This is a genomic window from Martinezella lusitana (assembly GCF_016901135.1).
Taxonomy (GTDB): domain Bacteria; phylum Pseudomonadota; class Alphaproteobacteria; order Rhizobiales; family Rhizobiaceae; genus Rhizobium; species Rhizobium lusitanum_D.
Genome location: NZ_JAFEVL010000042.1, coordinates 276,916 through 292,494, shown reverse-complemented (window position 1 = coordinate 292,494; position 15,579 = coordinate 276,916). Strand labels below are relative to the sequence as shown.

The following is a 15,579-nucleotide window of genomic DNA, read 5'->3' as shown; positions in this document are numbered from 1 at the left end:
TCGTGGCAACTTATCGTTTTTATCCGCGCGCGGATGCGGCGCAGGACAAGATTTGGCATGACATCGTTGAGAGATGGGGCGAGCCGCAGGCGATTACCTACATCACGGGGCTTCACGCGCACTTGAGGCGTCTTTGTGAAAGTAAGGCGCTTTGGCGCCAGCTTCCGCAAAAGCTTGCGGTTCCCGCCGATGTCAAACGCGAGGCGTATTTCAGTCGCTATGAACATCACTATTTGTTCTTCCGCGAACTTGATAACGGCGATCTTGGTGTGATGAGCATTTTGCACGAGCGCATGGATGTGCCGGTGCGTCTTGCGGAGGACCTAGCGGCTCTATCCGAAAAAACCGAGCCTTCTAAGGCGTAGGTGTTGGCGCTTTCGACAGGAAAACGGGGAGTGGGCATGAAGCGAATAAACGATGCGGTCCTCAGGCCGGGCGATATCATCCTTACCACGTCCGCCGTGAAGGTCAGCAAAGGCATTCGTTTCGCCACCGGAAGCGATATCTCGCATGCCACGGTCTGCGTCGAAGGCTCTCGGTTATCGACGCGACTGCTGAGGGCGTGCAGGCCCGGAATACGCAGAGGCTTTTCTACAAAGATACGCATCCCGTCCATATTCTCCGATTGCGCGGTGGTCTCACCAAAGAGCAACTCGATGCGGTTCTCATGCTTATGCGCGGGCACATCGGTACCCAATATTCAATAAAAGAGGCTATGAAAACGGAGCTTAAGGGCACGCATCGAGCGACCAGTGTATTCCGGCGTGCAAATTTGGCTCTGACTCAGTTTTGATGCAGTTGTGACGATGCTGCCTTGCTGGTTTCCACAAAAGGAATCAGCCTGATGAACACCAAGTTTCGCCCGTCTGATTTGGTACCGGCGGGCTTCATCGCCGAACACATCACCCACATTAACGATGAAACCTGCATCTTGCTTTCCCGAGCCGGCGCTACTGCGTCATGTCCAGCGTGCGGACGAATGTCGAGAACAGTTCGAAGCCGCTACTGCCGCCAGGTCGCGGACCTTCCTCTTTCGGGAAGGCGTGTCCGACTTCTCGTCCGCACACGGAGGTTCACCTGTGACGCGGTGCTCTGCGGCAGGCAAATATTCTCCGAGCGGTTCGGCGATGTGCTGCCTCCCTACGCCAGACGAACCGGCCGTCTCGAGCATCTCGTCCACCATTTAGCGCTTGCACTTGGAGGACGCCCGGCGGCGCGTTTTGCCCAGCGGCTGATGCTTCCCGTCAGTAACGACACCTTGCTACGAGTTATCCGCAGGCAAGGGTTACCGCCGTCGATCCCACCGTCGGTGATCGGCATCGATGACTGGGCCTGGCGGCGCAATCATCGCTATGGCACGATCGTGTGTGACCTGGAGCGTCGGCGGCCGATCCGTCTGCTACCGGACCGTGAGCCAGCGACGGCAGAGGCCTGGTTGCGGGGAAATCCCCAAATCCAGATTATAGCGCGTGACCGCGGCGGCGCTTACGGGCTGGCGGCAGCAAAGGCGTTGCCCGATGCAGTGCAGTTCGCTGATCGATGGCATCTGATGGAGAATGCCAGCCGTGCATTCCTGGACACCGTTCGCAAATCTATGCGGCAAATCCGCAAGACACTCGGTGCAACGCGTATCAATCCCAAGCTGCTAACCGCGGCCGAACGCCTTCAATATCAAGGCTATCTCCGGCGTGAACAGACCAACTCGGTGATCATGGCGTTCGCAAAGGACGGTGCCACGATAAAGGAAATCGTGCGCCGTACCGGGCATAGCCGCGGCTTGGTCCGCCAAGTGCTCAGGGGACAACGCAACGACGTCTTTCGGTCAAGAGAAAGTTCGTTGGAGACCTATCTCGAATGGCTCGACGCCCAATGGGCTGCTGGCAAGCGGAACGCTACTGAGCTATGGCGGCGGTTGAGAACACAGGGCTTTCGTGGTTCGCGCCGGGTCGTGAGTGAATGGGCGACACGACGTAAGCGGGCCGACAAGGCAGATGCGGAAATGTTGAACCGCATTCCCTCTGCCCGAACGATCGCCCGCCTTTTAACAACTAGCAGAGACAATCTGACGAAATCCGAGACCGTCACCATCGCTGCAATAGAAGGAGGTGTTCCCTTGCTGGTTAAAGCTCGCGACATCATCGCCGACTTCCATCGCATGATCCGGCGTAAGGCGGAAAACGAGCTCGCGCCGTGGATCGACCGCGCTCGCGAAAGTCTGGTTGCCTCCTTTGGCAATGGCGTTGCGAAAGACATACAGGCAGTCCGAGCAGCGATCGTCTCACCGTGGTCCAACGGACAAACTGAGGGGCAGATTACCAAGCTCAAGCTGGTGAAGCGCCAGATGTACGGTCGCGGAAAGCTCGATCTGCTTCAAGCTCGCCTGATCGGCGCGACATGAGAGAATTGCACCAAATCTGCGTCAGAGCCAATATTCCACGCCGAAACACAGCCTATTCGCACCCAGTCTCATAGTGGGAGCAAAAAATCCTCCTCCTCCAATTTTCTGTATTGATATAGCTAAACATATTAGCTTATATCCAAAGCAATAATTGGACGGAGTTTTCATGTCGGCTTTAACAATCCTGCGTCCGAAGTGGCTATTGACCGGCCCCAGCGCTAAGACGCTACGACACAAATGGGCTGTGGTCATCAAGGGAAAACAGATCGCAGGTATCGCGCCGGCAAACGAACTTTTGACTCGCTGGCCCGATGCGGAAATCGTCGATCTGGACGACTGCCTGTTGATGCCGGGGCTAGTCAATGCGCATCAGCACGGACGAGGGCTCAGCCAGTTGCAGATCGGCCACCACGATCGCCCGTTGGAAACCTGGATCGCGCAGAGACGCGGCAGGGGACTTCTCGATCCATATCCTCTGGCAAAACTGACCGCCGCCAATATGCTGGCCAATGGTGTCACGACAGCGGTGCAGGCCAACTTCAGCTTCGGTACAGGCAATTACGAGCAAGAATTTCGCGACCAGTGCCGCGGTTATGACGAGGCGGGCCTGCGCGTCACCATGTGCGTCGGAGCTATGGATCGGGGTGGCGTGGTCTATCCGCCCCGAGAAGCCTGTTTCATGGCAGACTTGGATGACGAAATGCAATCCTGGCTCTCGATGCCATCCTCTGCCGCCTATGCCGGAGACGGCTCAGCGACCGTGGCGCTGATGAGCCGATTGCTCGCTGATTTCGGCGATCACGATCGGATCCGGCTTTGCTATGGCCCCGCCGGCCCGCAATGGGTCAGTGACGAACTGTGGGCGGTGCTGGCAGGCGACGCAAACGACAGGGGACTGGGCCTGCATATGCATGCACTGGAATCTCCGGTGCAGCATCGCGCAATGAAAGAGCTTTATCCGGAAGGTGTCTTCCGGCGGCTCGAACGTCTGGGTGCTATGTCTGAGCGAACTGTCGTCGCCCACTGCGTTTGGGCGGATGACGCAGATGCCGAGGTGCTCGCCCGCACCGGCGCCACGGTGGTGCGCAACCCCGGCTGTAATCTCCGTCTCAGCAACGGAGTGGCGCCGATGGCACGCTATATGAGCCAGGGTGTGCGGATGGCGATTGGCACCGACAATCATACGATGGCCGATGACGAGGATCTCCTGGCCGAGTTGCGGCTTGCCAATTATCTCGCCCGACAGCCCGACTGGAACGGTCCGCCGGCGCCTGAAGTCGATGATCTCCTTGCAATGGCGACAACTAATGGGGCGATCGCGGCGCAATATGGCGGTGAGGTTGGCGAGATCAAGGTTGGCATGCGTGCCGATCTCGCGGCCTTCTCGTTAAAACGAACCCGCGAGCCGCTGATCGATCCTGACATGCCCCTTATGGAGGCATTCCTCGCCCGCGCACAAGGCCGCGACACGAAGCTGACCATGGTGGACGGGCGCATCCTCTATCGCGATGGACAGTTTACCAATTCCAACCTGCTCGATGTCGAGATCGAGGCAGTTTCGTCCGCTCGCGCCGCGCGAATGCCGGCCGTTCTAGCCAATCGCGATCGCGCCCAACGCCTGCACGGACATCTCTGCGATCACTACAGCGGCTACATGGCCGAAGCCATTTCTGAAATCCAGGGGGCCTGATCTTGGTTACTTCCTCGAATCCGCGTGCGCCGTATATGATGACGAGTGAACATCCCAAGCTAGCGTTGCCGAACGGCAAGCCGCTTATTATCCATGTCGTGGTCAACATCGAATACTGGGCTTATGACCAGCTCACACCACGCACGATTGTCATTCCGCCACATGGCCGCTCGCATGTGCCTGACCTGCCCAATTTCTGCTGGTCTGAATATGGCAATCGCGCCGGCATGCCACGGCTGCTCGATCTCTTCACCAGTCGTAACATTCCGGTCAGTGCCAGCATTAATGCCAGTGTGCTGGATGTCTATCCAGGCCTGGCGCGCGCCGTCCGAGACGCGGGGTGGGAATTCATCGGCCACGGCATGCATCAGCGTGCGCTCGGCGAAGAAAGCGACGAAACGTCGTTGATCAAGGCCGCGCTTGATGCACTTGAGGCCTTTACCGGCAAGCGCCCCGTCGGCTGGATGAGCCCTGGCTGGTCGGAAACCTACGACACGCTTGATCATCTTCGCGCCAATGGCATTGAATATGTCTGCCAATGGGTGATCGACGATATTCCGACCCGGCTTGTCACCAAGCACGGCTCGATGGTGTCGCTACCTTATGGGCTCGACATCAATGACAGCGTGGTCTTTGCCATTGAGAAACATTCGTCCGCTGAGATGCGGTTGCGTATAGAAGAAACAATCCGGACGTTCGAACGCGAGATTGCTAAACAGGGGCAGCCGCGCGTGTTGACCATTCCGCTTCATCCGCATCTGTCCGGTGTTGCCCACCGGATCAATCATCTGACTGAAGTCATCGATGCACTGATTGCCCGCGACGATACGATTTTCATGAACGGCAGCCAAATCCTGAACTGGTATCGCCAGGCCTCTGCGGGCACAGGGGCATGAACGTGGAGGATATGGAGATCGGTATCGAGGCAGGATTGGCCTTCGCGGAGCCGCTGTTCGATGTGATTGGCGAACGCTCTTTCGATGGTATCGGATTTACCCGCGCCGCCTATGGGCCAGGCGAACAGATGGCGCATAATGTTGTGGCGCAGGCCGGACGAGATCTCGGTCTTCGCGTCGAGTTGGATGCGGCGCTCAACCTGTCGATGACGCTGGCTGGAAAAGATGGGAACAAGCCTCCGTTGATGATCGGCTCACATCTCGACGCAGTTCCGCAGGGGGGAAATTTCGACGGCTTGGCAGGTGTGCTGGCGGGCCTTGCCACTGTTGCCGCAATCCATAAAAGCGGCCGGACATTGCAGCGCGATCTGGTCGTTCTGGCTATCCGCGCCGAGGAAAGTGCCTGGTTTGGTGCGCAGCATATTGGCAGCCGGGCTTTGCTTGGAACTTTGCCGACCTCCGTTCTGCAGACTGCACGACGGGTAGACACCGGAAGGAGGCTCGCCGAACATATGCATGAAGCCGGCGTCGATATCGATCGCTTGAAACTTGGCCTGCCGCTGAAAGACCCGTCCAGTATCGGCGGGTATATCGAACTCCATATCGAACAGGGACCGATCTTGGTCGACCAAGGCCTTTCGATTGGGGTTGTGCAGGCCATTCGCGGCAATCGCCGCTGCCGGCACGCCGTTTGCAGGGGCACTTACGGTCATTCCGGCACCGTGCCACGTATCGCAAGGCACGACGCGGTGTTTGCCGTAGCTGAACTCGTCTCCAGCATGGATGAGTCGTGGCGGATGATCGAGGAAGAGGAGAAGGGCGATCTGGTCCTGACCTTCGGCCAGTTCTTTACCGATCCCGGCAGCCACTCTGTCACGACCGTGCCCGGACAGGTGACGTTTTCCTTCGATGCCCGCAGCCATTCCGCGATCACGCTCCAACGCGTCGAACGCGAACTGATTGAGACTGCGGACCGGATCGCAGCACGACGCGGTGTCACATTCGAGTTCGCGCCGTTAACCGGCGACGAGCCGGTCGCAATGGACACTCAGTTTCATGAAACGCTGTTGCGAGGCGCCGAACATCTCGGACTGTCGGCGATCTCACTGATGAGTGGTGCAGGCCATGATGCGGGCGATTTCGCCAGCGCCGGCGTGCCCTCGGCGATGATTTTCGTTCGGAACGACAAGGGCAGCCACAATCCCGAAGAGGCCATGGAGATGAGCGATCTCGCGGAGGCGGTTCGTCTCCTGACCTGGTTCGTAAATCACATAGACGAGGAACTATCTTGAAGCCGCTGACACCGATCGCCCATGCACTTGGCGCGCCAAATTCTCGTTACAGCGTCAACACGCCTGCGCTGATCCTCGATCTTGATGTCCTAGAGCGCAACATCGCCGCGATGAGCCAGGCGATGGCGAAGTTCGGCCGGGCGCTCAGACCCCATATCAAGTCGCATAAATGCAGCCGCATCGCGCGGATGCAGGTTGCGGCAGGCGCGATCGGCCTTTGCTGCGCAACGCTCGATGAGGCCGAGGTCATGGCGGCGGCGGACCTAAGAGGGCTTCTGATCACGTCACCGATCACCACGCGAGAGAAGATCTCCCGATTGATGGCGCTGGTCGCGCAGGCTCCAGACACGGTGATCGTCGCAGACCATCCGGACAATGTCGATGCACTGGCCCAAGCCGCCCGTGCTGATGCCGTGGAGCTCGGCGTGCTGGTCGATCTCGAACTCGGCTTCGGCCGCACCGGTGTCCTGACGGTCGATGCAGCGGAAACACTGGCTCGCCGGATTGCAGAAAGCGGCGGTTTGAAATTCGCTGGGATTCAAGCCTATGGCGGGCATCTACAGCATATTCCGATCCACGCGGACCGCGTCTGCAAAGCCAAAGAGGCGCATGCCTTTATCAGCCAAGCTGTAACTCGTCTGGAGAGCGTAGGTATAGAAGTGCCGTTGGTGACGGGTGGCGGCACGGGAACCCATGCCATCGACGGTTTGGGCGGCCCGTTTAGCGAAATCCAGGCAGGTTCCTACCCTCTGATGGATGCCGACTACAACGCCGTAGCGTTTCGCGACGATGCGCCCTGGCCCTTTGATGTGTCATTGTTCGTCCAGTCGGCGGTAATAAGCTCCAATGTTGCGGGCACGGTGACCATCGACGCCGGCACCAAAGCACTGGCGCTCAATGGTCCCAAACCGCAATTGACGAATTTGGGTCTTGAGCGCGCAACCTATGAATTCAGTGGCGACGAACACGGACGTGTCCGCTTGAACGGTTCAGAGTGTGCGCCAGGTATCGGCGAACGCCTAGAACTCATCGTGTCGCATTGCGATCCAACGGTCGCACTCTACGACGTCTATCACTGTGTTCGCGGCGATCGTCTGGTCGACATCTGGCCGATCGATGCTCGCGGGCGGCGATAGGTCGAAATGATCTCAGCTCGCTGCCTTCCTTCGAGCAGATTGGGAAACCGATTTTGTCAGGTCGCGCTTGCGCTCCCTGTTGATCAACTTGATCATGTCGGCAGCATGCTCGGCGCAGGGCAGCAAGTCATCCAGAAGTGCTGCTAGCTGCAAGAATTTCACCCGGTCGAGTGAGGCGAACAAGAGATCATTGACGGTGCGTTGGGTAGGGGCGAGATCGATCAGGCGCTTGTGGCCCTCTGCTGTCAGACGGAGCAATACGCGCCGCTTGTCATTGACGTCGTTGAGCTTCTCCATAAGCCCGGCTGCGACAAGCTTGCCGCTCTCGATCGTGACGAAAGCGCCGCTCCTGCGAAGATAGTCGGCTACCTCGACGACAGAGATACCGCCGGCACCCTGCAGCCGTTGAACCGCTGTCAGCACTTGGTGCTGAACACCGCCGACGCCATAGAGCTCGCCGAATCCGCTCGCCAGCTGTTCCATCACCTGGCCATGCGCATGCAGGCGGTGGATCACATTACGGGCCATCGCATCCGAGCCATCGATCAGCAAGTCAGGATTGGTTACGGTCAGCAAAGGCGGGTGGTTAACCTGGGTTTCGCGCCGCTTTGGCATAGAGTGTTTCCTTCAACGTTCAGTTCATACGCATCGGCTCGTTGGATCGCCGATTGGTTCCTGAATCATACTTTATATGTTTCCTTTGTCTGTTAGCCAATGCCTTCTTTGGCCCTTTCCCCAATGGATCCGATCCTGCCACCTGAAGTGCACAATAACAGCTCTCAAAATCCTCGTCGGACGTGCTGTGTATTAATTGACTGCTTTTAATAAAAGCTGTATTTCAAAGCTATATGCAAAATCAGAAAGGGAACTTGCACATGTTGAGGACAGGCCGGGAGCATCTGGAATCGATCCGCGACGGACGGACAATCTATCTCGGATCGGAAAAGGTGACAGATGTCGCCGAGCACCCCGCCTTCCGCAATGCCGCCAAGACAATTGCAGCCGTCTACGATCTGAAACGAGACCAAGCTCATCAAGCCTTCGCCAGCTATGAAGGGGAGGGTGGCGAGCGTTTTTCAAGCTACTATCTGCAGCCTAGGAGCCGGGATGATCTGAGGAAGCGGACGCGGACCCACCAGCTGATCGGCGACGCGACCTACGGAATGTGGGGCCGCTCGATTGATCATGTCTCCTCCTTCATCACCGCCATGGCGATGCGCTCGGATATCTTCTCCCGCAAGGGCGCACAGTATGGCGCCAATATCACCGCCTTTTATGAGCGCATGCGCAGCGAAGATGCCTATGCGAGCTATGCGATCACGCCGCCGCAAGGTTCACGTGATCCAGAATTCTACCAACGGCAAAATCTCGCAAGCCCGACCCTTCGTGTAGTTGACGAAAAGGACGATGGCATTGTCATTTCCGGAATGAAGATGTTGGCGACCGGCGGGGTTTTCTCCAACTACGTCTTCGTCGGCAACATCCTGCCGCTCGCCCCCAGCCAGATCAAGGAATCGGTCACCTGCATGGTGCCGGTGTCTGCCCCCGGCGTGGCGCTGTGGGCACGCAAGTCGCTGGAGCGCGAGGCAAGGAGCGAGTTCGAAGCGCCGCTGACCTGGCGATTTGACGAAACCGATTCCATGCTGATGTGCGACAACGTCAGAATCCCCTGGGAATATGTCTTCACCATGGATGACCCCGACCAGTCGCGGAACATCTATATCGAGACGCCGGCCCATTCCTTCGGCAACCATCAGGCCAATGTCCGCTTTCATTCCAAGATGAAGCTGATCGTCGGCCTTGCAAGCCGCATCACCCAGTCGTCGGGCGCCGATCAGGTACCGGCCGTCCGCGAAACGCTTGGTCGTCTGGCGGCGTTAGAATCCGCACTTGATGGCATGATCCACGGCCAGATCGAGTGCGCCGAAGACTGGGGCGACGGTTATATAGGCTATAACAGGCGCATGATGTATGCGGCGCTCAACTGGTGCACCGAGAACTATTCGCCCATCGTCGATTGCCTGCGCGAACTGTGCGGCGGTGGCGTGTTCCAGATGCCGGCCGATATTTCCGTCAGCGAGGATCCGGCGCTCGCCGAACAATTCGAGACCTTTTTCCGCACACCGCAAATGCATGCGCAGGACCGTATGAAGCTTTTCAAGCTCGCCTGGGACGTGGTCGGAACCGAATTTGCGGGACGGCACCAATCCTACGAGAAATTTTATGCGGGAGCAGCCTTCGTGGTTAAGAACCACAATTTCCGCGAAACACCCTGGGACGATTTCCGCAAGATCGTCGACGATCTGATGGCGAGCTATGACGTGCCGCAGACCACTCTGCGCGATGCGGCGGAGTGATGGCGATGACAGCAGCCGACGACATTATCCTCTATGACGCAGCCGGCGTGCCAGGTCCTCGGCGTGTCAGGATATGCCTGCTCGAAAAAGGTCTATCCTTCACATCGCGCTGGATGAACCTGGCGCTGATGGATCAGAAGCATCCCTCCTATCTCGAGCTCAATCCGATGGGGCTGGTTCCCACACTTCTCCATCGTGGTGAGGTAATCTTCGATTCCAATGTGATCAACGAATATCTCGATACGCTCTATCCCGAGCCGAGGTTGGTGCCACCCAATCCGCGCCGCCAGGCGGAAATGCGCATGTGGTTTGCCTTCGAGGGCGATTTTGCAAAGCCATTCCGCGATGCCTCCTATGAGACGGCGGGCAAGGCGCGCATCAAGAACACCGGCCTGACGCCTGAAGAATTGCGAGCCGAGATCGGGAAACGCACCGACAATGAGGCCTATCAGAAATTTGCCCGGAACGTGCTGACCACGCCAAGAGATGAGGACGTTATCGCCGATCGTTTGGCGGTGATTCTCGAGAAGATAGGTGCGATGGAGGCACGTCTGGGCGACGGCCGGACATGGCTCTGCGGCGATACGTTCACGCTTGCCGATATCGCCGTCGGTCCACGCATGGACCTGTTCGGTTCGATCGGGGTTAGCGATCTCTATCAGCGCTTTCCCCGCATTGGCGCGTGGATGGGCAGGATGCAGCAAAGGCCATCCTGGTTGGCTTCGGCGATTGTGCCGGAACCGGGAGAAACCGAGCGGTATATTGCCGCCTGAAGGCACGCCTTGAAAGTAGGCAAGGCGGGGCAGCATACTCGCCCCGCCTTGCATTCCTGCATTTTTCGAAGAGAGGGTGCCGTCGGTAGGCGGCGCCCTCTCTCCGCATGCGCTATTTGCACATGTTCCGCCCGCCTTCGCAAAGACGGAGAGATCGAGCGGCGAACCGCCCGACCCCGATTCTTTACGCGGCCTTGGTTGTCGCCACGCCGGAATCCAGTTTGGCGATCATCGAGTCCGCTGTCTCGATCTGCGCAAACGCCATGGCCAGCGTGGCACAGACCGCTTTCTGGACCTGTTCGGCGGATACGTCAGGGAGATCGAAGGTGGCGGTGCCATCGCTGATGAAGAACACCTGGAAATCGCGCATATTGGCTTCGCGCGCCGTCGTCTCGCAGCAGACATTCGTGGTGATGCCGGTAACGATCACCGATTCAATGCCGCGATTGCGCAGGATTAGTTCGACATCTGTGCCATAGAAGGCGCCGTAGCGCGGCTTGTCGACCACGAGGTCGGTCTCGGCGATGGCGAGATCGGGATGGAGCTCGGCCGACGGCCGGCCCTTATACAGAAGTCCGGCCTTGATCGCCGCGTTGAACTCACCCATCACGCCGGTTGTGCTGCCGTCGGGGCGAACCACATGGGCGGTGTGGATGACGAGACCGCCGGTGCGGCGCACGGCATCGGCAAGCTTGTTGATGCGCGGAATGATCGCGGCGCCTCCTGGAGCGGCGACCGGCGAATCTTGCACGAAGCAATTTTGGATATCGACATTGATTAGGGCTGTGGTCTTTGGGTTTACCGAAAAATTGGTCATGAGAGCCTCTCTTTGAACCGGCCGAGTATGCATGTCGGCCATGGAAACAGTCTCAACACGGATCGGCGAATTGTCAAATTCCGCCAACAGGAAAGCAAAATCATAAATGCAAGTTATTTAGTCATATCTCTTAAAAAATACGCGCCTGATGCTCAGCTAGCGTGCAACCGAATTTGCGAATGGCCCGAACCCTGCCATTTCCATCATGCAATCCGATAATTCTCTATATAGCTTTTAAAAGAACCTATTATAGAAAATTAAATACTGTTGTAGAAATGACACCGCGTGCGGCGGCGGTCGACGGTGGAAGCGCGTGTCTGTCGGTTTGGGAGACTCGCATAAGGGCAAATGCGCGATACCTTGACTAGCTTTGAAATATAGCTTTATTTATTACATATAAGTTCAACTCTGTCGGAGCGCGACCGTGACCGCAACACTCGATGCCAAAGACCTTCGCCGCGCCTTAGGCCATTTCGTGACGGGTGTCACCGTCGTCACGACGCGCTGTTCGCAGGGCAGTCTGCAGGGCATTACCGCCAATTCCTTCAGTTCCGTCTCGCTGGATCCGCCGCTGGTGCTGGTCAGCGTGGCGCGCAGTCTCTCCAGTTTTCAGCATTTTCGTTCCTGCAACGCGTTTGCGGTCCATCTTTTGGGTGACGATCAGCGCGACATCTCCAACCGCTTTGCCGCGCGTGGCAGCGACAAGTGGGCGGGCATCGACGTAGGCGAGGGGGTCGATGGCATACCACTGCTGCCAAACCGCCTTGGCCTCTTCGAATGCAAGCTGCATGCGACCTACGACGGCGGTGATCACGAGATCCTAGTCGGGCGGGTCGTACGTTATGACGTCGCCCCTGAAACCCTGCCTTTAGTGTTCTTCAAAGGGGCCTATCGCTCGATCTCCCTCTGACTAGCGACATTGTTCGACGTTTTGGCACGGGTTTTGCATTGTGGATTATGCTTTTAAAGAAAGCTAAATAGTCTACATAAAACCAAGAGGGGTTCGCGATGAGTGATCACAATCAAAAACTGTTCGGCCGGCGCACCATATTGAAATTCAGCGCGACAGCCGCGATTTCGGCGCTTGCCGCGCCCGCCTATCTACGCCAGGCTTTTGCCTCCGAGCCGATCAAGCTCGGCTGCATCATGGACGAGACCGGCCCGCTCAGCCTTGAGGGCAAGCCGATGGTCCAGACCACCAAACTTGCTGTCGATCAGTTGAATGCCGCGGGCGGGCTTCTCGGCCGCCAGATCGAAATGATATCCTACGATACGCAATCGACGATGCAGCTCTACACCCAGTATGCACAGCGTCTGGCGTTGCAGGACAAAGTCGATGTCGTCCATGGCGGTCTGACCTCGGCATCTCGCGAGGCGATACGGCCGATTTTCGGGCGCGCCCGGATCCCATACTTCTATAACACACTCTATGAGGGCGGCGTCTGCGATCGCAACACCTTCTGCACCGGCACGACGCCAGCCCAGACCGTCAATCACCTCGTCGACCACGGCCTCAAGAATTGGGGAAAGAAAACCTATGTTCTCGCTGCCGACTATAATTTTGGCCAGATCACTACGGATTGGGTGCGCAAGTTCATGGCGGCCGGTGGCGGCAGCGTGGTGGGCGCTGATTTCTTCCCGCTCGATGCCACCAATTTCTCCTCGACGATCGGCCGGATCCAGAGTGCAGCGCCCGACTTCATTGTTACAGTCCTGGTTGGCGGCGCGCAGACCAGCTTTTACCAGCAATGGGAATCGGCCGGCATGAAATCGAAGATCCCGCTCGCCTCCAATGTCTTCGGGCTCAGCAATGAAATCAACTCGATGCCGCCTTCGACGACTGATGGCATCGTCACCTGCTATGGCTGGTATCCGGGGATCGATACCCCGGCGAGCAAGTCCTTTGTCGAGAAGATGGAAAAGCAGTTCGGCAGCGATCTGACCGGCATGAGCGAGCTCGATGTCACCACTTATGACGGCATCATGTTCTGGGCGCTGGCGGTCAAGAAAGCCGGCTCACTGGACCGCGAGGCGGTTCTCACCGCACTGGAAAGTGGCCTGAGCTATGATGGCCCAGGTGGAGCTGTGTCGCTTGACCCCGCGACGCACCACACCATCCGTCCCACTTATCTTGGCCAGCCGAAGGATCGCAAATGGCAGGTGATGGAAACGTTCGCCCACCAGATTCCGAATGATAGCGGTGGCCAATGCGATCTTAAGGCCAATCCGCGGCTCAACAAGCAATTCACCCCTGTGATCTGACCGGAGGATAGGACATGGATCTTGCCGGCCTCATTGCCTTTAACGTCGTGACGGGCATCGCCACGCTCTGCCTTATCACCATCGGTCTCGGCGTCATTTATGGAATGATGCGCATTATCAATCTCGCTCATGGGGAGTTGATGATGCTGGGCGCCTTCACCTGCGTCATCGCCACCGAGGCCGGCATCAATATCTGGATCTCGATTTTCGTTCTCTCGCCCCTGGTGGTGGGCATAATTGGGTTGGTGCTCGAGCGCACCATCATCCGCTTTCTCTATGGGCGAATTCTCGACACCATGCTTGCCACCTGGGGGATCAGCATCGGCCTGACCGGGCTGATCGTCACGATCTTCGGAAACAATGTCCGCACATTGGCAAACCCTGCGCCGAGCTTCGGCATCGGCGCATACTCGACAAGTCTTTACGGGTTGGTGATCGTGGCCGTGGCAGTTGGCGCGCTTGGATCGCTGTTTGCCCTTCTGCGCCTCACCAAATTTGGCCTGATCCTGCGGGCAACGATGGAGCGGCCGGGTATGGCCGCTGCACTCGGGATCAAACCTGACACGGTCTATATGGCAACTTTTGCGTTGGGTTCGGCATTGGCGGGAATGGCCGGCGCGGTTCTTGCGCCGATTTCCGGCGTCTCGCCGGTGTTGGGCGTTGCCTACATTACTCGCGCCTTCATCACTGTACTGGGAGGAGGTGCTGCCATTGTCACCGGTACCGGGCTTGCCGCGATGCTGTTTGGCACGATCGACGAACTTGTATCTTTCAAGGCTTCACCCGTGATCGGCAGCGTGGCCATGCTGATGGCCGCTGTCGTTCTCATTCGGATTTTCCCCACCGGCATTACCGGCCGTTTCCTGAGGCGTTCGCTATGACATCACACGCTTTTGGAAAATTTCTCGATCAATACGCAGGCGCGGGCAGCTTCCTTTCGGTTTGCCTTCTGCTGATCCTGGTTATGTTCGGTCTGCCTCTGTTCGTTTCGACCTTCGACCTGCTGCAAGTGACCATCCTGGCGGTGATGTCGATCTTTGCGCTCAGTCAGGGTTTCGTCTGGGGCTTTGCCGGCATCATGTCATTCGGCCAGGCCGGCTTTCTCGGACTTGGGGCATACGCCTATGCGGTTGCGGTGATCAATTACGGCGATAGTACGCTCGCCGTACCGATTTCGATCATCCTGCCCATGCTGTTTGCCGCCGTGATGGGTTACTTCATGTTCTATGGCCGGATCAGCGACGCCTATGTCGGGGTGATCACCTTGACGGTCTCGGTCATCCTTTTTCAGCTGATCAACTCCACATCCGGCAGCCAGTATCGCATTGGCGTGGCAGAGTTGGGGGGCTTCAACGGAATCCCAGCCATCCCGCCGCTCAATCTGATTGGCGATCCATCCCGTCCGCTCGATCAGACCGGGATTTGGTATGCAACAATGGGCGGACTTTTGCTTGTCTATGGCCTGTTGCGTTTCATTCTGATGAGCCGCTTCGGGCGGGTCGTGGTGGCGATCCGGGAAAACGAAACCCGTGCCCAACTGATCGGCTACGATCCTCGGCTCTTCAAGCTGCTGGCCTTTGTCATTGGCGCTGGCATCGCGGGTCTGGCGGGCTGCCTCTATGTCAATTGGGCGGGCTACATCAGCCCCGGCGTCTTCGCCCTCACCATGTCGGCGCAGGCCATCATTTTTGTTCTGGTCGGTGGCCTCGGAACCTTGCTGGGACCGATCCTTGGCGCCGTTCTGATCCAATGGCTGATCAACACGATTGGCGACCAAGGTACGGTTGATCCCGGACTTGGGCTCGGCATCATCCTGGTGGCTTTCGTGCTGCTATTTCCAAAGGGCATCGTGCCGTTGGTGCAAGCTGCAATCCAACAGGCGCTGACCTTGCGAAAGCGAAATGTCGGTTCGCCATTGCTTGCCGATGCCGACCCATTACAGAGCGGAGCGGAATGAC

The 15,579-nt window shown here is 57.8% G+C and carries 14 protein-coding genes; 12 read left to right on the top strand and 2 right to left on the bottom strand.

Translation table 11 applies throughout. The features are described 5' to 3' along the window. Window positions 1–2: 2 nt before the first annotated feature. The 6 genes from JTP94_RS15600 (at window position 3) to JTP94_RS15575 (ending at window position 7,412) form a co-directional block, all read left to right on the top strand. Entirely contained in the window at window positions 3–365 is a 363-nt protein-coding gene (locus tag JTP94_RS15600; protein ID WP_204851388.1) for a type II toxin-antitoxin system RelE/ParE family toxin, read from the top strand. A gap of 479 nt (window positions 366–844) precedes the next feature. Then, window positions 845–2,398 (top strand): ISL3 family transposase, encoded by a 1,554-nt coding sequence (locus JTP94_RS15595; protein ID WP_204851387.1) that lies wholly within the window; start codon window positions 845–847, stop codon window positions 2,396–2,398. A gap of 166 nt (window positions 2,399–2,564) precedes the next feature. Next, complete coding sequence (locus tag JTP94_RS15590; protein WP_204851386.1) at window positions 2,565–4,088, top strand: amidohydrolase family protein; 1,524 nt, start codon at window positions 2,565–2,567, stop codon at window positions 4,086–4,088. A 65-nt stretch (window positions 4,089–4,153) separates the two neighbouring features. Then, complete coding sequence (locus JTP94_RS15585; protein ID WP_204851385.1) at window positions 4,154–4,984, top strand: polysaccharide deacetylase family protein; 831 nt, start codon at window positions 4,154–4,156, stop codon at window positions 4,982–4,984. Next, on the top strand, window positions 4,981–6,276 hold the full coding sequence (locus JTP94_RS15580; protein WP_204851384.1) for a hydantoinase/carbamoylase family amidase: 1,296 nt from the start codon (window positions 4,981–4,983) through the stop codon (window positions 6,274–6,276). The genes JTP94_RS15585 and JTP94_RS15580 overlap by 4 nt, the downstream gene beginning before the upstream one ends. Further along, window positions 6,273–7,412, top strand: a complete 1,140-nt coding sequence (locus JTP94_RS15575; protein WP_204851383.1) for a DSD1 family PLP-dependent enzyme — start codon at window positions 6,273–6,275, stop codon at window positions 7,410–7,412. Before JTP94_RS15580 ends, JTP94_RS15575 begins: the two co-directional genes overlap by 4 nt. A gap of 12 nt (window positions 7,413–7,424) precedes the next feature. Here the strand turns inward: JTP94_RS15575 and JTP94_RS15570 are convergent, their stop codons facing one another. Beyond that, window positions 7,425–8,027, bottom strand: a complete 603-nt coding sequence (locus JTP94_RS15570) for a MarR family winged helix-turn-helix transcriptional regulator (RefSeq protein WP_204851382.1) — start codon at window positions 8,025–8,027, stop codon at window positions 7,425–7,427. A 260-nt stretch (window positions 8,028–8,287) separates the two neighbouring features. Between JTP94_RS15570 and JTP94_RS15565 the strand changes: the two genes are divergently transcribed. Together JTP94_RS15565 and JTP94_RS15560 are read left to right on the top strand one after the other, a co-directional pair. Beyond that, on the top strand, window positions 8,288–9,769 hold the full coding sequence (locus tag JTP94_RS15565; protein ID WP_204851381.1) for a 4-hydroxyphenylacetate 3-hydroxylase family protein: 1,482 nt from the start codon (window positions 8,288–8,290) through the stop codon (window positions 9,767–9,769). 5 nt (window positions 9,770–9,774) lie between these two features. Beyond that, window positions 9,775–10,542, top strand: a complete 768-nt coding sequence (locus JTP94_RS15560; RefSeq protein WP_204851380.1) for a glutathione S-transferase family protein — start codon at window positions 9,775–9,777, stop codon at window positions 10,540–10,542. Between the two features lie 184 nt (window positions 10,543–10,726). Here the strand turns inward: JTP94_RS15560 and JTP94_RS15555 are convergent, their stop codons facing one another. Further along, window positions 10,727–11,359 (bottom strand): cysteine hydrolase family protein, encoded by a 633-nt coding sequence (locus JTP94_RS15555; RefSeq protein WP_204851379.1) that lies wholly within the window; start codon window positions 11,357–11,359, stop codon window positions 10,727–10,729. A gap of 424 nt (window positions 11,360–11,783) precedes the next feature. Here JTP94_RS15555 and JTP94_RS15550 point away from each other — a divergent pair, with 424 nt between their 5' ends. The 4 genes from JTP94_RS15550 to JTP94_RS15535 all read left to right on the top strand — a co-directional run bounded on the left by JTP94_RS15550 (window position 11,784) and on the right by JTP94_RS15535 (window position 15,578). Beyond that, on the top strand, window positions 11,784–12,269 hold the full coding sequence (locus tag JTP94_RS15550; RefSeq protein ID WP_204851378.1) for a flavin reductase family protein: 486 nt from the start codon (window positions 11,784–11,786) through the stop codon (window positions 12,267–12,269). Between the two features lie 98 nt (window positions 12,270–12,367). Continuing rightward, on the top strand, window positions 12,368–13,621 hold the full coding sequence (locus tag JTP94_RS15545) for an ABC transporter substrate-binding protein (RefSeq protein ID WP_204851377.1): 1,254 nt from the start codon (window positions 12,368–12,370) through the stop codon (window positions 13,619–13,621). Window positions 13,622–13,635: 14 nt separating this feature from the next. Continuing rightward, the gene (locus tag JTP94_RS15540; RefSeq protein ID WP_204851376.1) at window positions 13,636–14,502 is read left to right on the top strand and encodes a branched-chain amino acid ABC transporter permease; all 867 of its coding nucleotides are present in this window, start codon (window positions 13,636–13,638) and stop codon (window positions 14,500–14,502) included. Beyond that, complete coding sequence (locus tag JTP94_RS15535) at window positions 14,499–15,578, top strand: ABC transporter permease subunit (protein ID WP_204851375.1); 1,080 nt, start codon at window positions 14,499–14,501, stop codon at window positions 15,576–15,578. Before JTP94_RS15540 ends, JTP94_RS15535 begins: the two co-directional genes overlap by 4 nt. Window position 15,579: the final 1 nt, after the last annotated feature.